Origin of the sequence: Daejeonella sp. (assembly GCF_030695525.1) — a bacterium.
Taxonomy (GTDB): Bacteria; Bacteroidota; Bacteroidia; order Sphingobacteriales; family Sphingobacteriaceae; genus Daejeonella.
Genome location: NZ_JAUYSS010000012.1, coordinates 142804 through 163550 on the forward strand (window position 1 = coordinate 142804; position 20747 = coordinate 163550).

The window sequence follows — 20747 nt, forward strand, 5'->3', positions numbered from 1 at the left end:
CGGGAATAATCCCTCTAAAATTATCTGGCTATGCAGCCTTCAATATGATCATTCACCATCCCGGTTGCCTGCATATGAGCGTAACAAATGGTTGTACCAAAAAATTTGAAGCCTCGTTTTTTCATATCCGCACTGATGAGGTCTGAAAGCTCAGTTCTGGGCTGCAGGTCCTTGTGGCTACTTAGTTTATTTATAATTGGTTTTTTATCCGGTAAAAATCCCCAAAAATAATTGGAAAACGATCCGAATTCCTTCTGAATCCCCAGAAAGAGTTTGGCATTGCTTATAGCTGCATTAACTTTCAAGCGGTTTCGAATGATTCCATCATCCAGCAATAAGCGTTCGACATCCTCCTGGCTGAAAGCGGCAACTTGCAGGACATCAAAATTTGCAAAAGCTTTGCGGTAATTTTCGCGCTTCCGCAGGATAGTGATCCAGCTTAGACCTGCCTGTGCACTCTCAAGAATTAAAAATTCAAACAATTTCTGATCATCATAAACAGGTTTGCCCCATTCTTCATCATGATACTTGACATAAAGGGGGTCAGTACCACACCAGGCACACCGGATAATATTTTGATCTTGGTTCAATTTTTAAATTATTTAAATATAATCAGAAGGCACTTAATTTAAATAAAATACGAACTTAGTTCATGATTAATTGCTGTTAAGTTCTCCCCAATATTCCAGGGCTCTTCGGTTTGGGGAACAACAATAGAAACTCCAGCAAGATTTGCGATCATAATCCGTTCATTCATCCTGGTACGGTAGCTGTTGAATTCATCGATCATTTTCCCATATTTTAATGAAATTATATTTTGTAAGCTTAGTCGAATTTTAGAGTTCAAGCTCAATCGAAGGATCCCAGAATATATTCTTGAAATCAATAACCTTATCATTCTCTACTTTAATACCTTCATTTTCAAGTAATTGTTGCATCAGGTCTGCTGATCCGAAATGGAATTTACCGGTAAGTAAACCATTTCTGTTGACTACCCGCTGGGCAGGTACAGGAGGAAAGGTAGTATGAGCAGCATTCATTGCATAACCAACCATTCTTGATGAACCCTTTGTTCCAAGATAGGAGGCTATGGCACCGTACGAACTTACCCTTCCTTTAGGTATGAGTCTTACTACCTGATATACCTGATCATAGAAACTAAGCTTGTCCATTTACTCAAAACTAAACTTCAGGTAATTTATATTCTTATCATTGGCAAGATACTTTTTCTCATAATAGGTTTTGATTGAAAGTATGTGATCAGCAAAGGGAGATTTGTAAAGGTCGTCAGTATTGATAAGTGTATTCATACCTAGTTCTTTTATTTTCGAAACTGTAAAGATATATAAAAGGTCACTATCTGTTTTCAAATGAACAGGACCGCCTTTTTGAAGAACAATTCTGTACATATCCAGGAAGCGTCCGGACGTTAGTCGTTTTTTCTCCCGGCTTATCTGGGGCTGGGGATCAGGGAAAGTGATCCAGATCTCAGCGACTTCATTTTCAGAGAAATAGTCTAACAGGTTTTCGATCTGAATCCTGAGGAAGGCCACATTTGAAATATCTTCTTCGATAGCGGTTTTTGCACCCCTCCAGATGCGGTTTCCTTTATAATCAATTCCTATAAAATTGATTTCCGGATAAAGACGGGCAAGGTTCACAGTGTACTCACCTTTGCCACATCCCAGTTCTAGAATCAGAGGATTATTATTTTTAAAATGATGTTCAGCCCATTGGCCTTTTAATACTTTTCCATCTTCAAGCTCTATGACATTTTCAAAAGCTGTGATTTCTGCAAAGCGACGAAGTTTATCCTTACCCATTACTAATTTAAAATGCCAGTAAAAATAGTTTTATCTTTGCATACTCTATAATTATGGAAAAAGCAGCTAAAATATATATTGCGGGGCATCGTGGGATGGTAGGTTCTGCTATTTACAGAAAACTTGAAAATGAAGGTTATACAAATCTTTTGCTGCGCACTTCTTCTGAACTGGATTTAAGAGATCAGTTGGCAGTTACTGATTTTTTTGTTCAGGAAAAGCCGGAATATGTATTTCTTGCGGCAGCCAAGGTAGGGGGAATAATTGCAAATAGTAAATTCAGGGCCGATTTCTTATTTGAGAATCTTTCTATTCAGAATAATGTAATCCACCATTCCTATCTTAATGGGGTAAAAAAGCTGTTGTTTCTGGGCTCAAGCTGTATTTATCCCAAACATGCCCCTCAGCCACTCAGGGAAGAATATTTATTAACTGGTTTACTTGAAACTACAAATGAGCCGTACGCCATTGCAAAAATTGCCGGCATTAAGATGTGTGAAGCCTATCGTTCTCAGTATGGATGTAACTTTATCTCTGTGATGCCCACCAATCTATACGGTTTGAATGATAATTACCACCCACAACATTCACATGTTCTGCCGGCTCTGATACGAAAATTTCATGAGGCAAAACTAAATTCTGCTGCTCAAGTGACTATTTTGGGAACCGGTTGTCCACGACGCGAGTTTCTATTTTCTGATGATCTGGCAAATGCCTGTTATTATCTGATGCAAAATTATGAGAAACCAGAAATGATTAACGTTGGGACCGGTGAGGATATCACTATTAAAGACCTGGCCTTAATGATTCAAAAAATAATTGGTTTTGAAGGTGATTTGGCCTTTGATCTTTCCCAGCCTGATGGTACTCCCCGAAAGCTTCTAGATGTTTCAAAGCTTCAGAGCATGGGTTGGAAGCATCAGGTTGATCTGAAACAGGGTATCCGTATCGTATACAATGATTTCCTGAAGAATTATGCATAAAAAAACTTCCCAATATGAGTTGGGAGGTTTTTTTAATAGGTTTCACTATCCGGCGGAATACCATAATCACTGATCGCCTGGTCCTGTTTTTTTTTTCGTTTGGTTGATTTTATCCAATCTGAAACTTTATTTATCAAATCAGTCACAACATCTTTATTTACTGTTTTTGCAGTATTTTGGGAAAGCAATTCAACTACAGATTTTAAGAGGAAGCCTGATCTAGGGAATAAAAATTTATTCATCACCACTGGTAATCCAACCTTAAATATACTGGTAACCCAATCCTGATTGATGCTGCCCGGCTCATTTCTGCCTGATCTAAATATCGGGCTAACCCAATTGTTCACTTTGCCCAAAAGCATTAGTGGTACCCGAAACTTACTGGTGAATTTGTTCGTTTCGACTTTCAATTCAGCCTCTATCGCAGAACGTACAACCCTTAAGCGAAGAATTTCCATCCGCAGATCATCACTATTATGAATCTTTGTTCTCATGTTGTTCTACGTTTCTTACCTTGAAAAATTTTTTAATCATTAAATTAATGATCCGTTTCTCCAAAAATCTGTCTTTGATAGAATTTAACAGCACAGCTCCGATTAAATAAATTCCTGCTACGATTAAAAAACCGCCATAAGTATTATTTAAAACTTCGGATAAATAAAATCCAAGGGCAAAGCTCCCAAATAAGCCAGCGAGAATTGTAAATACCAGAACCAGACCGTCAGTAAGCAAATTGGCAAACAATTGTGATCCCTTATCCACGGCACTTAGAACAGATAATTCTGTTCTAACATGGATATATTCTTTTATTTTCTCAATGATATTTTGTGGATCAACCTCCTGTTCTTCCATGACCGTGAAAAAATTTAAGAATTTTTAACTTTATTATAATGGCGTTCTGCATCATCTGCTGCATTGCTGACGGTTGATTTAACCTGAGTAAAATCATCTTCTGCCGATCTTATTTTTGAACGGATATTCTCAACAACTTTCTCTTTGAACTCCGTCAGGTTTTCTATCTCTTCAGCTGCCCTGTCTTTAATGCTATCTCCAAGATTTTTCAGAGAATCACTTAGTTTATCGCGGGTTTCAGATCCTTTTTCAGGTGCGAATAATAATCCTAATGCTGCTCCTGCAGCCATCCCGGCAAGCAGTGCAAATAAAATTTTCGAGTTATCTCTCATGGTTGATTGTTTAAAATTATAGTATAAATGAGTTGTTTTTATAGTTTAATCAATATACCGGCAAAATTTCATTCATTACCTCCGGATTTCAGTTTTTCAAGCCGTTCTGTTGCCAGTTTACTTGTTTCATAAATCCGGATTGTGAGGATAAAGTATGAAAGTAATAACGGTCCGAATACCAGTCCTAGTATACCAAAGATAGGTATACCAATAATTATGCCAACTATGGTTATGATTGGATGTGTATTTGAAACCCCTTTTGCAATGATTAAACGTAATACATTATCAATATTAGTTATCACAATAAATCCAAAAAGCAGGACTCCCCAACCGGCGGTATCATTTCCATTCGCTAATTCAATTAACGCCGCCGGAACAAATATAAGTGGGGCTCCTATTGCCGGTAGAAAACAAAGAAATGTCGCTATAACCCCCCAAAATATTGGATCGCTGATTCCAAACATGAAGAAAGATATACTAAGAAGAGAACCCTGTACTATGGCAATATAACCCTGTCCGAGAACATTTGAATACGTGTTGTTCTTTAATTCTTCTGCGAATTTCAAAGCATTCTGTTCACGGAAAGGCGCATATTTTAGCAAGCCTGCTTCAAATTCCTTTTTTTGGACCATCATAAAGTACAGAAGGAAATACATGATTACCAGTCCGAGAATAATGTTAAAAGCACCACTGATCAGGGATGGGAATAATTCTGAGGCAAATTGACCAAGTTTCGCCATTACTTTATCAAGGAGTTGAGGCTGGTCTAATTTAGATCCTAAAAACTCGTCAATTCTTTGCATAATGACCATCATTCGCATCGGATCATCCTGAAATTCTGTAATCTTATCGATAACCATCAGGCTGAGCATTAAGAACGGAAGTACAATTACCAGGAGGGATAGCAAGATCATCAGGCCGGCAGCTACCCAGTCTCTTACCTTATATTTATCAACCAGTAAACAATATACCGGAAGCAGGATGGTATAAAGTACAATGGTGCTGAGTAATGTTCCGGCTATAGTTCTTAAACTATATAATATGAAGCATCCTAGAATAACCAGGATGGCGAGGACTATGTCATTTCTTTGCTTGTAGCTATATATCGACATATTCGTTTTCTGCTGAATGTCCCTAAAGATCGGGTCTTTAAAATATTAAAACCCGCCTAATCCTCAAGCGGGTTTATCTGATTACTCTTTTTTATATGATATTAATCAAGATTGATCGCCTTCATTTTGTTGTAAAGCGTCTTTCGGTCTATATTCAAAATTTTAGCAGCCTTTGTTTTATTGAAATTCACTTCTTTTAATACATTCAGTATGGTTTCATATTCGGCTTCCATGGCTGCATTTTTAAGGTCATGCTTGTTTGGATTAACAGAAACATTTGCACCAAAACTACTTTCAAGTGCAGAAGCTTTTGCAAATGTTGAGATTTCAAGCGGTAAAGCTTTGAGTTGTATTTCGTTACCTTCAGTAATCAGGGTTGCACGTCGAATCACATTCTTTAATTCACGTACATTACCGGGCCAGTTATAGGTCATCAAACATTCTATTACTTCTGATGAGAAGCCTGTGACGTTTCTGTTTAATTCAGCATTTGCCTCTTTGAGGAAATGTTCGGCAAAAAGCTGGATGTCTTTTCCACGATCGCGCAAGGGGGGTATGGTAATATTGAATTCATTAAAGCGATGAAATAAATCTTCTCTGAAGCGGCCTTTTTGAATCGCATCACTCAGATTTTCATTCGTTGCGACAAGGATACGTACGTCAAGATCGATTTCTTTGGTACTTCCTATCCGTTTTACTTTTCGTTCCTGAACAGTTCTTAATAATGCAGCCTGGATTTCATAAGAAAGATTTCCAACTTCATCCAGAAAGAGTGTTCCACCGTTCGCCATTTCAAAATGACCAATTTTGGTATATAATGCTCCTGTAAATGAACCTTTCTCATGACCAAAAAACTCACTTCCAGCAAGATCCTTTGTCAGGGAACCACAGTCCATTGCAATAAATGGTTTATCTTTTCTGGGGCTGTTAAAATGAATACTTTTTGCAACCGATTCCTTACCGGTACCACTCTCACCATTAAGTATAACACTATAATTGGTTGGGGCTACAAGCTTGATTTGTTTCAGAAGTTCAAGAGAAGCCGGACTTTTTCCAGTGACAAATTCTTCAGGAATAACACTTCCAATATTTTCCCTGCCTTTTTCTGACTCAGAATCTTTCGTATCAGTTTGATTTATTATTTTTTGTGCCTCCAGGGCTTTATTGATAGTATTGAGTATCTCATCAGGGTATAAGGGCTTAGAGATATAATCAAATGCCCCCATCTTAATCAGTTCAACGGCTAGTTTTATATCAGAATATCCTGTAATAATGATTACTCCGGTATTTGGATAGGAAGTCTTAATCTTTTTTAACATCTCCCTTCCATCAGTGTCCTCGAGTCGAAAATCACAAAGAACCAGATCAAATTCTTCCTTTGTCATTAGGTCCAACGCACTAATTCCGTTGGTACTGGTTTTTACTTCGAATCCATTTCTGGTCAGAAATTTCGATAAAAGTAAACCAATGTTAATTTCGTCATCGATTATTAATATTTTATTCATAGTATAGAGGCAAAGCGGGAGGCTGATAGCTAGATGATTATGTCGGCAATTTATGCATTTTATTCAAAATTGGGAAATATTTTCTACAGTTTTTGAGTTGGTTTTTACTTCCCCCTAAATTCTGCCTTTCTTTTAGCCAAAAATGCGCTAACCCCTTCCCTGAAATCATCTGAACCGAAACAATTGGAAAATTCAGATATCTCAGTTTCGTAGCCATTAATACCTTCGGCCGAAGCTGCATTAATTGCCCTGATCGCACAACTTACTGCAAATGGAGAGCGTGTCAATATCTTTTTCATTAATTCAGCCGCCATATTGAGAAGATTCTCCGGCTCATATACATGGTTTATCAGTCCGGTTCTGTAAGCATCATCCGCATTGACCATATCCCCTGTCAGAATCATTTCCATGGCTCTTCCCTTACCAATAAGTTCTGTTAGCCTTTGTGTTCCACCATATCCCGGGATAAGTCCTAAACTTACTTCAGGAAGTCCCATTTTGGCCCCTGATGCTGCAACTCGGATATGACATGCCAATGCAAGTTCAAGTCCGCCGCCCAAAGCGAAACCATTTATGGCTGCAATAATTGGCTTGGAATGGTTTTGTATGACATCAAAGACTTTAATTTGTCCTTCGCGCGCAAGTTCTCTTCCTTCGTCGGCATTAAAGTCTGCGAATTCAGAGATATCTGCTCCTGCAACAAAGGCTTTTTGTCCGGCACCGCTTATAATCAGTCCCCCAACTTCCTCATCATGAGCTGAACCTGTAATTACATCATGAAGTTCGGCCAAAGTAGCTTTATTCAATGCATTCAGTTTATTTTCCCGGTTAATCGTTATGTATAAAATACGCTCGCGATTTTCAATTAGCAGGTTAGAGTAGTTCATTATTTTTGAAATTTAGCCCGATTGTTGGATTATGAATCTGAGATCAGAATTTCCTGTTCTCAGACACCCATTTTTTGATATATGCTACAATTTCACCGGTATTTGTTCCGGGTTGAAAAAGTTTACCAACGCCCAGATCATGGAGTGTATTCATGTCATCATCTGGAATTATTCCTCCACCGGTAACAAGAACGTCTGTCAGACCTTTTTCTTTCATAAACTGAATGATTTTTGGAAAAACGGTCATATGGGCACCCGATAGAATAGAAACGCCGATTGCATCAACATCTTCCTGTAGGGCTGTGTTTACAACCATTTCAGGAGTCTGCCGAAGTCCGGTATATATCACTTCCATTCCCGCATCCCGCAAGGAGCTTGCGATAATTTTTGCACCACGGTCATGACCATCCAGTCCGACCTTGGCAACCAGTACCCGAATGGGGCGATTTAGGCTTTCTGTCATAATTGATAATATGTAAAAGTAAGAAGAAAAATGAATTGTAGAACCCATTTCATTTATGGAACAGAATGGAACCGGCCTGAATACGATTAAACTGTCGACCCCAATAAATTTTCTTATTTTTGCATCCTCGAAATCTGTATATGAGTGAAGAAAGATCATTAAATTTTTTAGAAGAGATCATTGAAGATGATATTCGGAATGGTAAAAATGGCGGGCGTGTTCTGACACGGTTTCCTCCCGAGCCTAATGGTTATTTGCATATTGGACATGCTAAATCAATTTGCCTGAATTTCGGTATCGCCGCTAAATATAATGGTAAAACCAATCTCAGGTTTGATGATACCAATCCAACTACAGAGGATGTTGAATATGTCGACAGCATAAAAAAGGACATTCAATGGTTAGGTTTTGTATGGGATAAAGAGCTGTACTCATCAGATTACTTTGCTCAGCTTTATGATTTTGCAGTTGAACTGATCAAACATGGATTAGCTTATGTGGAAGACGGATCAGCCGAGGAAATTGCTTTTGCAAAAGGTACTCCAACTGAACCCGGAAAGCCTACACCATCCCGCAGCAGGAGCGCTGAAGAAAATTTGCAGCTTTTCAAAGAGATGAAGGAGGGGAAATATCCGGACGGAGCCAGGGTATTACGTGCTAAAATTGATCTTGCTTCACCCAATATGCATTTGCGCGATCCGCTGATGTATCGTATCAAGCATGCCTATCATCACCGTACAGGTGATCAATGGTGCATTTACCCGATGTATGATTTTGCTCACGGACAGTCTGATTCGATTGAAGAAATTACTCATTCCATTTGTACTCTTGAATTTGTTCCGCATCGCCCGCTTTATGAATGGTTTATACAAAAGTTAAATAATTTTCCTTCCAAGCAATATGAGTTTGCCCGTCTGAATATGAATTATACAGTGATGAGCAAAAGAAAATTGCTTCAACTGGTAAATGAAAATTATGTTAGTGGTTGGGATGATCCCAGAATGCCAACAATCAGTGGCTTGCGCCGTCGTGGTTATACTCCACTTTCCATCCGGAACTTCAGCGAACGAATAGGTATTGCCCGGCGTGAAAATCTCATAGATCTGAGTCTGCTGGAGTTCTGTATCCGTGAGGATCTTAATAAAAACGCATGGCGAAGGATGGTTGTACTTGACCCATTAAAACTTATCATCAGTAATTATCCTGAAGGACAGACCGAATTAATGGAGGGTGAAAATAATCCTGAGATGGAGAAGGGTGATGGTTTCCGTAATATTCCGTTTAGTTCGGAGCTCTGGATTGAACGGGATGACTTTATGGAGGAGCCTTCCAAAAAATACTTTCGGCTAGGTCCCGGTCTCATGGTGCGTCTTAAGCATGCCTATATTGTTCGCTGTGATAGTTTTGTGAAGGATGCAAGCGGCAATGTTTCAGAAGTTCATTGTACTTATATCCCTGAATCAAGAAGCGGGACTGATAGCAGTGGAATTCATGTAAAGGGAACAATTCATTGGGTTAGTGCCCAGGCAGCTCAAAAAGCAGAAATAAGATTGTATGATCGATTGTTTAGGGTTGAGGATCCTGGCAGCGAGGATGGTGATTTTAAAGACTATATCAATCCGGATAGTTTAACAGTGATCAGCAAGGCCTTTATTGAGCCTGATCTGTTGAATGCTGAATCGGGCCGGGCTTACCAGTTCATTCGCAAAGGTTACTTCAGCCTTGATAGTGATTCAAAACCGGGTAAACCGGTATTTAACCGGACAGTTACATTAAAAGATACCTGGGCAAAAGAATCTCAAAAATAATCGGTATTGCTATAAGTATTTTTTGTACAGATTGAAGAGAATTTGTTTTTCCTCATCGTTCAGAATACCTGTCAATTCTTTCTGCACAAAGTGAAGCTGGAATGATTTTATAGCGTATTCGGGATTTTTGATGTCATATCCAATAATCCTGAGTGCTTCAATTGGGTTAAACGATTCTGGAACGGAATCTGTCAGCATCTCATCCTGCCAAAGCCCGTAGCCATTTTCGGCAAGTTTTTTCCAGGGAAAGGTAATATTGGGATCCACTTTCCTGCCTGGAGCTATGTCTGAATGTCCGATGAAATTTGCTGCAGGAATTGTATGTGTTTTCTTAAGGTTGGACAGAACAGTTAAAAGACTGTTAATCTGAACTTCTGAAAATGGTTCAAAGCCATTATTATCGAGCTCCATTCCTATCGATGAAGAGTTAATATCTGTAAGATTTCCCCATTTTGCAGCTCCTCCATGCCATGCCCTCAAATAATCATTCAGCATTTGATAAATTTCTCCATCCCTTCCAATCACATAATGTGCACTAACCTGAGTTTTTGGTGTAGTGAACGTTTTTAAGGTCTGGGCGGTAGAATTTTGAGCAGTATGGTGGATGATCACATAATTTGGTTTTCGGAGGCCAAAATTGGTAGTTCCCACAAAGCCCTGACCTGTAGGATTGACCGGTGTTGCCCTGATTGTTTTACTTAATTCTTTTGTTTGAATTTTATAAGACTTGTTAGTCGGTCCGTATGGTCCCGAAGAGCAGGATACAACAATCAGAGTCAGTCCGCCGAAAAATAACAATATGGATTTTTGTAGCATTAATATCGGAATTTAACAGTAAGGCAATTTACAAAATAATATCTCGGGAATAACTCATTTTATCAGCTTAACAGGACTCTGATTTTTTTAAGGCCAGGTTTTTGATGAATGAGTCGCCCTCATTTACTTCTTGTGCCAGCTTGCGAAGGCTTGTATGCAGAAATGCATTTTGAAGGGCATCTCTTGCTATTTTGTACTGATCATGCATGGGGCATGGGTGTGATGCTGAACATTGTTTCAGGCCCAGGCCGCATTCTTCGAATACCGACATACCATCTATCGCATTCACAATTTTTATTACAGGTTGTTCCAGTTGAAAATCCTCAATGAAGAAACCACCATAAGGCCCTTTTAATGAGGTAATGATGCGATGCTTGCTAAGTACCTGCAATATTTTTGCCATAAAGGCCTCGGGTGCATCAACTTCCCGCGCTATTTCGCTGATATTTAGTTTGACACCATCGTGATGTCTGGATACGATAAAAATGGTTGCACGTATTCCGTATTGACAAGCTTTTGAGATCATTAATTATCAGAATATTGGTCTGTTGGAACTTTGTTTAATCTGACCGAGTTTTTGCATAAACATACTTGCCATTATTCCTGCCCTGGTCTTAGCGTCTTCAGCCACCGGCCCTTCGAAATGCGCATTGACTGTTTCGCTGAATAGATTCATCCATCGTTCGAAATGTTCATCTTCCAGTTCCATTGTTGCATGTTTCATGAATGGATTGCCATTATAACCTTTTACACCGAATAATGCCGCATTCCAGAAAGTATACATTTTTTCCAGATGTGGCTCCCAATGTGCTGAAAGCCTGAAATTAAATATAGGTGCCAGTAGTTCGTCTTCACGTACCTTCTGGTAAAAAACATCAACCATAATTTTGATTTCATTTATTCCCTGAATATCTGTCTTTGTGCTCATAAAATCTTTAATAGAACACAAATATAAGATATTTTAATAAAGGATAAAAATGTCCTTTATTAAAATTTATTTACCTTTGAAGATAATTTTTGCTCATGAAATATTATTCCGCAGTCAATAAAAAAATATGTCTGACTATTTTATATTCATCAGAGGAGTATCAAATACAGACTTTTGCCGGAGAGTACAGGGACTTGAAATGCCTGATACAGGACAGGTTATTTACAGATGATTTTGGGCAATGCGGAGGGATGGGCAGATGTGGAACCTGTATCGTGAGGATTTGCGGGATGAAAGAGGGTTCCGGATTTATAAGGAATGAAGGGACTACCTTGCAGAGAATAGCTCCTGGGATCGAAGATATACGGCTGGCCTGTCAGATTCCGGTTGACGACAGGCTTTCAAATGTGACAATTGCTTTAATGTGATAACTTTGAGATCTCTACTTTAGCATGACAGATTTAGTTGATTTTGTACATGCATTAAAAATACCCAATGCCCCATTACTGAAATTAGATTCCGGATTTGCAGGAGCCACCGGCGGTCCACCATTTCCACCTATCTGGCTAAGGGCAAAAAAATATTTGAATACATTGCGGTCAATTGATTGCATTTCTATTTCAACAATATCTCCTGACTTAATATCGTCTTCTCCATCATAGATAATTACATCAGAAACTGCGTTTCCATCATTAAAACGATCTTCAAAAACAAGATCGCCCTGTAGTTTTCCATTGATTTTTAAAATATAGCGATACTGGTTCTGAATTTTTGGAGGGTCTCTATAATAAACTGTTGGATAGATATTTGAATTTCCAAAGAATGAGAGTGTTTTGAATCCAATTGAATCCGGAATTACGGGAGAGGGCATGGTTGATTCAGCAGAATAAATTTTCCCATCAGCAAGAACATCCAAAGTATAAGTGAGACCCGGTGTCCCCCTGAAACGCGGGCTTCTATAAATACCGTTGCTAATCTCAGTAAATGCTACTGAGAGGCCTGCGGAGGATTTTAATGTTACCTGAGCCCCTTTTACCCCATTAAAGCTTGTTGTTTGATCAAATGGAATCGTTTTCGATATCCTTACAAAATGGTTTTCACTTTGATTGCTGACTGTTCCTTCAATAACAATCAAAGGATCTGCATTTTTTAACTCAAGATCGATTACTTTTTCACAAGATGACAGGACTATCACACCGAAAATCAGGGAAAGGCTTAGTTTTAAATTCTGAATATACTTTTTCATGATTAAAATTTGAAATTCCAGGTAATTGAGGGAATAATTCCGAATAAAGTAGTACGTACAGCCTGCGTTCTGGTCGGGTTATCAGGATCGTCCCGGAAATCGATAGAATAAGCATTTTTTCGGTTGTACATATTATAAATGCCAAATGACCAGCTCGACTGTAATTTTTTGCCGGGTTTACCCTCGAGAGTAGCCGACAGATCCAGACGATGATAGTTAGGCATTCTGTTAGAATTACGTTCCGGATAATAATAAACTGTTTTATTGTTTAATTGATATTTACCGGCAGGAAAAGTAACCGCATTCCCGGTATTGAAGACAAAAGTTGATGAAAAGGTCCATCTTTCAGCGGCTTTATAAATTCCGACCAAAGAAAGGTCGTGGGTACGATCCTGCTTGGCATTGAACCATCTCCCCTGATCAATATCATTGAACTTGCGCTCAGTTTTAGAGAGTGTATATCCTACCCAACCATTTAGCTTTCCAAAGCGTTTTTTTAAAAACAACTCGATACCAAATGCCCTTCCGTCGCCAAAAAGGAGATCAGCCTCAACATTAGTATTGCCTCTCAGGTCAGTACCGCTCCTATAATCAATCTGATTCTGCAACTGTTTGAAATACAACTCTGTAGAAAATTCATAATTATCATTATTGAAATTTCTGAAATATCCGAGGGCAATCTGATCGGCAATTTCCGGTTTGACATTATTACTATTCATGATGTACAAATCAGTTGGAGAACTGGCTGTTGAATTTGACATCAAATGCAGATTCTGAGTATTTCGGGTATAGGAACTTTTTAATGAGGAAAATTCATTCAATTGTAAGCTTGCCGAAACTCGGGGTTCAAGATTAAAATAAGATTTTACTAACTTACCCGCATCATATGTCTTGGATGAAGTTATATTTCCATCCTTGTCAAAAGTAGGAAAAACACCTGGTCCGAACAGATAAAATGAGCTTGCTCTTAATCCATAAACCAAATTTAACTTATCGTTCACTTCCCATTCATCAGAGATATAGGCTGCAATTTCACTTCCCTTACGCTTTTCTATCGTAATTTCGTTTACGCTGGAGGTAGCGCTTGCAGTAATATTTCCGGGTGCAATCGTATGGTGGATTAAGTCGAGTCCAAAACGGATATTGTGGCTATTATTTAAAGCCAGCTGAAAGTCCTGTTTTAAATTCATATCCCTGATAGAGGAATTAACCCTGAAATTATTTTCCTCCAGAAAGTTCTCGATCACATAATTGTAATTACTGTAGATCAGGGAAGTATTTGAAAATAAGCGGTTGCTGAATAAATGATTCCAACGAAGTGTTGAAGTAGCATTGCCCCAGTCGAAGCCAAAAGTTTCACTTAGGCCCAGTTCGTCACGACCAAAATATCCCGAAAGGTAAAGTGTATTTTTATCGTCTATCTGGTAATTAACCTTTGCATTAAGATCATAAAAGTAAAGGGTATTTTTATTGATTGAACTATCTTTTGAAAGCGCCAGAAAAGCATCGGCATAAGTTCTGCGGCCACTAATCATGAATGAGCTTTTGTCTTTAATAATCGGACCCTCCACTTTTAATCTGGAGGATATAAGTCCTATACCACCTTCGGCCGTGAATTCTTTTTTATTTCCATCGTTCATTCTGATGTCCAGTACTGAAGAAAGCCTTCCGCCATATTGCGCAGGCATCCCACCTTTAAAAACACTGACATCCTTAATTGCATCGGAGTTGAAAGTAGAAAAGAAGCCAAGCAGGTGGGAAGCATTGTAAACAGGCGCTTCATCAAGCAAAATCAGATTCTGATCGGTTGACCCCCCCCGAACATAAAAACCACTGTTTCCTTCTCCTGCCGATTTTATTCCCGGAAGCAGCTGCAGGGTTTTGAGAACGTCGCGTTCTCCGAAAAGAACCGGAACATTCCTGATTTCACTTAGATTAATCTTGGCAACACCCATTTGAGCATTGACCACATTATCATTCCTTTTTTCTGAACTGATCACAATCTCTTCCAGAGTGTTATCCGGGAGCATATTCAGGTCGAGCCGGATATCAGAGTTGATACTGACCTTCCGGTTTATGGATCGATAGCCAATATAACTCACGCTAAGATTATACTCACCCGGACTTAGTTTATAGGAGTAGAAGCCGTAGGCATTGGTGCTTGTGCCGGATTGGCTTATTGCGCTAAATTTGAGGGTTACCCCGATCAGGGTCTCACCTGAAAGGGAATCTTTCACAACCCCGTTTATAGTATAGTTCTCCTGAGCATTTACACTGAACGAACAGAAGAAAAGCAGAAAACCAAACAGCAACACATTTTTTGAGAATGGCATCAATCAAATATATAGGATAAAAAACAATATTAGATAAGTACGATATTTCGGCAAATCTAATCACTTTATTGGTCTAATTATTAGCGGATTGTAAGCCGAAAGTAAGATAATCGGAATTTTAAGGATTGAGTTTGGAGCCGGATTAACTGATCTTTGAATTGATCCGCTGAAAAGTTCAATTTAAAGACTTTTTCAATAAATTTTGACGCATAGTTAGCACTCTGCATAGAATTCGATTTTCAAAGCTCAAAACTTATTTTACTATATTTATTATTCATTAATCTTATCCGAAAATGAAATTTAATCTAAAAGAAACCCTGATTTTGGGGTCAATAGCTTTAATATTTATTTCTTCCTGTTCAAACAATTCAGACAAGCAGAGTTCTAAGGAAACGGACAGTTTAATGGCTTATGTGGCAGAAAGGCTTCCGGTTTATGCCAAGGTAAGGCTAACTACAGATATTGAAAAGCTTAGCGAAAATGAGCGTAAGGTTCTACCCCTGCTAATCCGGGCAGCTGAAATAATGGATGAACTTTTTTGGATGCAGACTTATCCGCAACGGGATAGTTTGTTGTCGGCTGTGGAAGATGAGAAAACCAGGGAATTTATTAAGATCAATTATGGTCCCTGGGATCGTTTGAATGACAATAAACCTTTTGTAAAAGGTATAGGGGATAAACCATTAGGTTCAGGTTTTTATCCTGTGGATATGACTCGCGAAGAGTTAGAAAAATCTGATGTTTCGGATAAAAACGGCTTGTATTCAATGATACGCAGGCAGGAGTCAGGGAAATTGATATCCATTCCATACCATATTTATTTTAAGGATGAACTTAAAAAGGCAGCAGATTTTCTTTTGCAGGCGGCTCAGATTACAGACGAAATCCAGCTTAAAAAATATTTAACTCTTAGAGCAGAGGCTTTTCTTACTGATAACTATATTCCCAGCGACATTGCCTGGATGGATATGACGAATAGCGGACTGGATATCATCATTGGTCCGATTGAGAATTATGAAGATGGACTATTCAATGCACGTGCAGCTTTTGAAAGCTATGTACTTGTAAAAGACAAGGAATGGAGCAAACGTCTGGAAAAATATGTAGCCATGTTGCCTGAACTTCAGAAAGGACTTCCGGTAGATGATGCATATAAAAAGGAATTACCGGGAACTTCATCTCAACTTGCAGCATTTGATGTGGTGTATTATGCCGGCGATGGAAATTCGGGCGGAAAGACCATTGCAGTTAACCTTCCTAATGATGAAACGATCCAGCAAAAAAAAGGGACCAGGCGTTCACAATTAAAAAATGCAATGCGGGCAAAGTTCGATAAGATCATGCTACCTATATCGGCTGAACTGATTGATGAAAGTCAGCAAAGTCACCTTAGTTTTGATGCTTTTTTTTGCCAATGTAATGTTTCATGAGGTTGCTCATGGATTAGGGATAAAATCTACAATAAATGGTAAAGGCTTTGTAAGGGAAACACTGCAGGAGCAGTATTCATGGCTCGAAGAAGGGAAAGCGGATATACTTGGACTTTATATGGTAAGTAGTTTGCTGAAGAAGGGTGAACTTGAAGGGGATATCAAAGATTATTATACCACCTTCATGGCCGGGATTTTACGTTCGGTTCGATTTGGTGCGGGTCAAGCACATGGAAAGGCCAATATGCTATGTTTTAATTTTTTCCAAAAAAACGGTGCTTTTGAAAGAACCGCAGCAGGCAGGTATAAAGTAAATTATCTGAAGTTTGAACAGGCAATGAATGATCTTAGCAGGAAAATACTGACACTTCAGGGAAACGGGGATAAAGCTGCTGTTGAAAAGATTCAGAAGGAGATGGCTCATGTGCCGGATGAACTCCAATCAGACCTCGATCGACTAATTAAAAAGGGTATACCTGTGGATGTAATGTTTGAGCAGGGGCTTAGCGTACTTGGTTTAGAATGATGCTGAATAAAACAGAAATATTTCAGATCTGTTCAATTATCTGGGCAATAGTATCTTTTGAAATGGGTTTACTATAGAAACGAATTATAGAAGGATAATTGCCAAGTCTGTTCTTATCATTTTCATTGATTGAGGAACTGAATAAGAAAATGACAAATTTTGATTGAATCTCTTTAGGGAGCATTTCGAATACTTCGACGAATTGAAAGCCATTCATCACAGGCATCTGAATATCCAGAATAATTATAGTGATGATGGAATCATCACCAATATCTCCATTTTTTATATCTTCATAGGCCTGGGAAGCATCCATGTAAGTTTTTATACTGGAGTAAGTTCCCGAATTCTGTATGATTTTTTCGGCTATGAAACAATCCAGCCGGCTATCATCAATTATAATAAAATTTGGAAACTGAGCAGACATCTTATTTATTTTGAATCAGAACCTTAAAATGTGTTCCCTTGTTTATTTCTGAATCTACGGTAATTTTTCCATTTAATTTGGTTACCGCTGCTTTTACATTATACAATCCAAATCCCGAACCAACATCTTGTGTGCTTGCCCTAAAGAACATATTAAAGATGTCTCCAAGATAATTTTCGGCAATACCTACACCATTATCTATGACATCAATTACAGCATAACCATTTTCAACCAGTATATTCAGATCAACGGCTTTATTCTTATTATCTTTTTTCTGATATTTAAAAGCGTTAGACAAAAGATTATTAAGTATAAGTTTAACGGATAAAACATCAGCCCTGAAAGTTTCTTTTTGTATAATATTTGTATTAAAAGTGACGTCACTCATCAGGTAAGTAAAATTAAAGATTTCGATTTGCTCCTTAACCAGTTCATTGAAATTGATCTCTTTAATTTCAAGCTCGCCCCTGTTCAGATTGTAATAATCGTGAATACTTTGAATAAAGTCATCCAGATTCCTGACCGAATCTTTCATCATCATCAGCATTTTTCGGATCTCATTAATATCATCCATATGCTGGGCTGCTTCTATGGCACCAAGAATACTTAATAGCGGTCCCCTCATATCATGAGTCACGCTATATGAAAACTTATCAAGCTCATTATAAGCCCGTTGCAGTTCTTCATTCTTTACTGCGAGCAGTGAATTGGAGACATAAAATTTATTGGCTTCGTTGATTGCACCCAGAATATCATCATCGGCCCAGGGTTTTTTTATGTACCTGAATACATGACCAAGGTTAATGGAATCGATAACCGAATCGATATCGGTATAACCTGTAAGAAGTATCCTGATCGGTTTGGGATAACGGCTTCTGATCTCCTCAAAAAACTGAACTCCGGTTTTTCCGGGCATTCTTTGATCGCAAAATATTACCCTGATATCCGGATGAGAGCTTAGATGCTGCATTGCATCAGTCGCATTCACGGCAATCATGATATTATAATTCATCCTGAATGATGCTTTAAAGCCAGTCAGGTTGTTGATTTCATCATCAACATAAAGAATTTTTATTTTTTCCTGTTTTTCCACTTAAATTTCTTCTGTAAGATCGAGAATTATTGGCAATTCCAGAATAAATTCTGTTCCCAGACCCGGTGTACTGTTAACCTGTATTTCGCCCTGATGCCTTTTAATAGTATTATAAGCAATTGACATACCCAGACCCGTTCCTTCTCCTACATCTTTTGTAGTAAAAAATGGCTCAAAGATCTTTTTCTTAGTAATCTCATCCATTCCAATACCATTATCTTCTATTTTAACGAATACACTTTTCTCATTATTGCTGGTACTTATCTTTAAGATTCCACCCTCTTCCTCACCAAACTTCTTATCAATTGCATATATCGCATTTGAAATTATATTAAGAAAAACCTGATTGAGTTTACCGGGGTAACATTCAATCATTGGAATATCACTGTATACTTTTTCCAGCTTAATTTTGTTACTCAATAAGTTATTTATCACAATTAAGGTTGAGTCAAGCCCGTCATTTATATTGGCTTTTTTCAAATCGTCCTCGTCCAAACGGGAGAAAACCCTCAAGCCTTTTACAATTTCAGAAGTTCTGGAGGCCCCTTCATGAATCCCTTTAAGCAGTTGTGATATTTCCAGTTTTAAATAATCATAATCAAGTTCCTCTTTTTGCTCCTCAATTTGCTTTTTCTTTTCTTCGACAGGCAGATCAGATAAACCTATCTTTTCAATTTCCTCAATAAAGCCAATTAATATATCAACATCCCGGTTAAGAGGGGTAATATTGGATGTAACGAAGTTAATTGGATTATTGATTTCATGAGCAATACCCGCTGTAAGCTGTCCAAGTGATGCCATTTTTTCTGCCTCAACCAATTGTCCTTCTGCTTCTTTCAGGTCAATGAGTGTCTGGCTCAGGTCTGAATTTGCCTGGCTGAGTTCCTGGGTACGTTCGTTTACTTTGGTTTCAAGGATTACGTTCTGCTCCCGGATAATGCGTTCATTCTCCTTTAAAGCCTTTAATGTTTCTTCCTGTGATCTTTCTTTTTCGCGTTTAAAGGTATTGATCTTGTCGGCAAGAGCAAATGCCAGTACAACAACATTTAAGGCAATACCGCCTTCTTTGGTATAATTACTGAAGTCGTTATAAGGTACCACTCCAATATTTCTAAGTACAAACAATAATAAGCCGGTAAAAAATATACTAAAGGCAAGCAGGAATAGAATTGCCGGACGATACCCTTTTAAAGATAAGGAAATAGTTACAGTGAAAGTAAGTAATACAGTGGTTACCGCAGCAATATCAATTGCCCTGTAGCTTGCCTGATCATAACCAAGCAATCGTAGAACAATTGCCGAACTGTAAATAAATATGGAAACATAAGTTGCTTTATGAAGTTTAGGTGTATTCTCCCTGGTTTGCAGGAAGTGCATCATAAACAGGTTTCCCGTCACTCCGGCAAGTCCGGCAAAAAGAATAATGCTGAGATGGTTTAATCCGGGAGAATCAGATAGAATGAAGCGATAAGTGTATCCACTAAGCGTAACCTGTGTGAGCCCGACAAACAAACTGTAAAAAACATAATAAAAATAACTGGAGTCTCTAACCGAAAGCCAGATAAAGAAATTATAGACAACCATGACCAAAATCAGACCAATGAAAATTCCCCAGGCCAGATCATTCGTAACGAGTTTTTCCATTATGGTTTTTTCCGAACCAATGATCATCGGAAGTACCATCTGTTCTGAACTTTTTACTCTCAGGTAATAAACAGAAGTAGTTCCTTTAGCAAGATTAATGTCGAAAATGAAATTCTGGTGTTTATATTTTCTTTTGGAAAATGCCTCATCATAGCTTAATTTCTGAACACGTCCATCTGCCATTGAATAGAACTCGCAGGTACTAAGCATAGGGTATTCGAGCGCTAGTAAGATTTGCTCCTGATCGCTTTCATTTTTTATGCTGAATTTGATCCAGAAATCTGACCGGCTTAACTGAAGATTTGGAATAGGCACGTCAGTGGGTATAAAAGCATCTGAACTGACAACCTCTTTAATACTTAAGTTATTTGTCTGGTCTTCTAAAATGGATACATGATTGCCAATAACCACATTATCGCCCTTGAAAATAACCGGTTCCTGAGCAGAAGCCTTCAGTGAACAAAGCAGGGGTAAAATAATTAGGATCCAGTAATATTGCTTCATTCTTAATATTTCAAAGCTGAATAATTCTTGCTTCATTG

Annotated in this window: 24 protein-coding genes; 5 read left to right on the plus strand and 19 right to left on the minus strand. The window is 38.3% G+C overall.

Annotated features, from left to right (window positions below; translation table 11 throughout):
* Positions 1-20: 20 nt before the first annotated feature.
* From Q8S11_RS02530 to trmB, 4 genes are read right to left on the minus strand one after another with little or no spacing between them, the layout of a single operon-like run.
* Positions 21-590, minus strand: coding sequence for a DNA-3-methyladenine glycosylase I (locus tag Q8S11_RS02530; RefSeq protein WP_305660509.1), 570 nt, complete (start codon positions 588-590; stop codon positions 21-23).
* Positions 591-628: 38 nt separating this feature from the next.
* On the minus strand, positions 629-790 hold the full coding sequence (locus Q8S11_RS02535) for a hypothetical protein (RefSeq protein ID WP_305660510.1): 162 nt from the start codon (positions 788-790) through the stop codon (positions 629-631).
* Between the two features lie 46 nt (positions 791-836).
* Positions 837-1172 carry an MGMT family protein gene (locus Q8S11_RS02540; protein WP_305660511.1) on the minus strand — a complete coding sequence of 112 codons (336 nt, stop codon included), beginning with the start codon at positions 1170-1172 and terminating at the stop codon, positions 837-839.
* Entirely contained in the window at positions 1173-1823 is a 651-nt protein-coding gene (gene trmB / locus Q8S11_RS02545; protein WP_305660512.1) for a tRNA (guanosine(46)-N7)-methyltransferase TrmB, read from the minus strand.
* A 53-nt stretch (positions 1824-1876) separates the two neighbouring features.
* On the opposite strand from trmB, the gene Q8S11_RS02550 reads away from it, so the two are divergent.
* Positions 1877-2806, plus strand: a complete 930-nt coding sequence (locus tag Q8S11_RS02550; RefSeq protein WP_305660513.1) for a GDP-L-fucose synthase — start codon at positions 1877-1879, stop codon at positions 2804-2806.
* Between the two features lie 32 nt (positions 2807-2838).
* Here Q8S11_RS02550 and Q8S11_RS02555 read toward each other — a convergent pair whose 3' ends face one another.
* The 7 genes from Q8S11_RS02555 to Q8S11_RS02585 form a co-directional block, all read right to left on the minus strand.
* Positions 2839-3300: a hypothetical protein gene (locus Q8S11_RS02555; protein ID WP_305660514.1), complete on the minus strand. Its 462-nt coding sequence runs from the start codon at positions 3298-3300 to the stop codon at positions 2839-2841.
* Positions 3281-3658 carry a phage holin family protein gene (locus Q8S11_RS02560; RefSeq protein ID WP_305660515.1) on the minus strand — a complete coding sequence of 126 codons (378 nt, stop codon included), beginning with the start codon at positions 3656-3658 and terminating at the stop codon, positions 3281-3283. Before Q8S11_RS02560 ends, Q8S11_RS02555 begins: the two co-directional genes overlap by 20 nt.
* A gap of 14 nt (positions 3659-3672) precedes the next feature.
* Entirely contained in the window at positions 3673-3990 is a 318-nt protein-coding gene (locus Q8S11_RS02565; protein WP_305660516.1) for a YtxH domain-containing protein, read from the minus strand.
* A gap of 68 nt (positions 3991-4058) precedes the next feature.
* Entirely contained in the window at positions 4059-5102 is a 1044-nt protein-coding gene (locus tag Q8S11_RS02570) for an AI-2E family transporter (RefSeq protein ID WP_305660517.1), read from the minus strand.
* Positions 5103-5203: 101 nt separating this feature from the next.
* Entirely contained in the window at positions 5204-6607 is a 1404-nt protein-coding gene (locus Q8S11_RS02575; RefSeq protein WP_305660518.1) for a sigma-54 dependent transcriptional regulator, read from the minus strand.
* A gap of 104 nt (positions 6608-6711) precedes the next feature.
* Positions 6712-7494, minus strand: coding sequence for an enoyl-CoA hydratase/isomerase family protein (locus Q8S11_RS02580; protein WP_305660519.1), 783 nt, complete (start codon positions 7492-7494; stop codon positions 6712-6714).
* Between the two features lie 43 nt (positions 7495-7537).
* Positions 7538-7957: a cobalamin B12-binding domain-containing protein gene (locus tag Q8S11_RS02585; protein WP_305660520.1), complete on the minus strand. Its 420-nt coding sequence runs from the start codon at positions 7955-7957 to the stop codon at positions 7538-7540.
* Between the two features lie 140 nt (positions 7958-8097).
* Here Q8S11_RS02585 and Q8S11_RS02590 point away from each other — a divergent pair, with 140 nt between their 5' ends.
* Positions 8098-9765 carry a glutamine--tRNA ligase/YqeY domain fusion protein gene (locus Q8S11_RS02590; RefSeq protein WP_305660521.1) on the plus strand — a complete coding sequence of 556 codons (1668 nt, stop codon included), beginning with the start codon at positions 8098-8100 and terminating at the stop codon, positions 9763-9765.
* 9 nt (positions 9766-9774) lie between these two features.
* On the opposite strand, the gene Q8S11_RS02595 is transcribed toward Q8S11_RS02590, so the two are convergent.
* From Q8S11_RS02595 to Q8S11_RS02605, 3 genes are all read right to left on the minus strand, one after another.
* A complete protein-coding gene (locus Q8S11_RS02595; protein ID WP_305660522.1) occupies positions 9775-10581 on the minus strand; it encodes an N-acetylmuramoyl-L-alanine amidase in 807 nt (268 codons plus the stop codon).
* Between the two features lie 67 nt (positions 10582-10648).
* Positions 10649-11107 carry an Rrf2 family transcriptional regulator gene (locus Q8S11_RS02600; RefSeq protein WP_305660523.1) on the minus strand — a complete coding sequence of 153 codons (459 nt, stop codon included), beginning with the start codon at positions 11105-11107 and terminating at the stop codon, positions 10649-10651.
* A gap of 6 nt (positions 11108-11113) precedes the next feature.
* On the minus strand, positions 11114-11509 hold the full coding sequence (locus Q8S11_RS02605) for a group III truncated hemoglobin (RefSeq protein WP_305660524.1): 396 nt from the start codon (positions 11507-11509) through the stop codon (positions 11114-11116).
* A gap of 95 nt (positions 11510-11604) precedes the next feature.
* On the opposite strand from Q8S11_RS02605, the gene Q8S11_RS02610 reads away from it, so the two are divergent.
* On the plus strand, positions 11605-11937 hold the full coding sequence (locus tag Q8S11_RS02610; protein ID WP_305660525.1) for a 2Fe-2S iron-sulfur cluster-binding protein: 333 nt from the start codon (positions 11605-11607) through the stop codon (positions 11935-11937).
* A 14-nt stretch (positions 11938-11951) separates the two neighbouring features.
* Here Q8S11_RS02610 and Q8S11_RS02615 read toward each other — a convergent pair whose 3' ends face one another.
* Positions 11952-12755, minus strand: coding sequence for a DUF4249 domain-containing protein (locus tag Q8S11_RS02615; RefSeq protein ID WP_305660526.1), 804 nt, complete (start codon positions 12753-12755; stop codon positions 11952-11954).
* Between the two features lie 2 nt (positions 12756-12757).
* Positions 12758-15088 (minus strand): TonB-dependent receptor, encoded by a 2331-nt coding sequence (locus tag Q8S11_RS02620; protein WP_305660527.1) that lies wholly within the window; start codon positions 15086-15088, stop codon positions 12758-12760.
* Between the two features lie 293 nt (positions 15089-15381).
* On the opposite strand from Q8S11_RS02620, the gene Q8S11_RS02625 reads away from it, so the two are divergent.
* Together Q8S11_RS02625 and Q8S11_RS02630 are read left to right on the plus strand one after the other, a co-directional pair.
* Positions 15382-16518 carry a hypothetical protein gene (locus tag Q8S11_RS02625; protein ID WP_305660528.1) on the plus strand — a complete coding sequence of 379 codons (1137 nt, stop codon included), beginning with the start codon at positions 15382-15384 and terminating at the stop codon, positions 16516-16518.
* The gene (locus Q8S11_RS02630; protein WP_305660529.1) at positions 16508-17044 is read left to right on the plus strand and encodes a hypothetical protein; all 537 of its coding nucleotides are present in this window, start codon (positions 16508-16510) and stop codon (positions 17042-17044) included. Before Q8S11_RS02625 ends, Q8S11_RS02630 begins: the two co-directional genes overlap by 11 nt.
* Positions 17045-17066: 22 nt before the next feature.
* Here the strand turns inward: Q8S11_RS02630 and Q8S11_RS02635 are convergent, their stop codons facing one another.
* Genes Q8S11_RS02635 through Q8S11_RS02645 form a run of 3 tightly spaced genes read right to left on the minus strand, consistent with a single transcriptional unit; the run spans position 17067 to position 20745 of the window.
* Complete coding sequence (locus Q8S11_RS02635; protein ID WP_305660530.1) at positions 17067-17468, minus strand: response regulator; 402 nt, start codon at positions 17466-17468, stop codon at positions 17067-17069.
* Position 17469: 1 nt separating this feature from the next.
* Positions 17470-18561 (minus strand): hybrid sensor histidine kinase/response regulator, encoded by a 1092-nt coding sequence (locus Q8S11_RS02640; RefSeq protein WP_305660531.1) that lies wholly within the window; start codon positions 18559-18561, stop codon positions 17470-17472.
* Positions 18562-20745 carry a 7TM diverse intracellular signaling domain-containing protein gene (locus Q8S11_RS02645; RefSeq protein WP_305660532.1) on the minus strand — a complete coding sequence of 728 codons (2184 nt, stop codon included), beginning with the start codon at positions 20743-20745 and terminating at the stop codon, positions 18562-18564.
* Positions 20746-20747 lie beyond the last annotated feature (2 nt).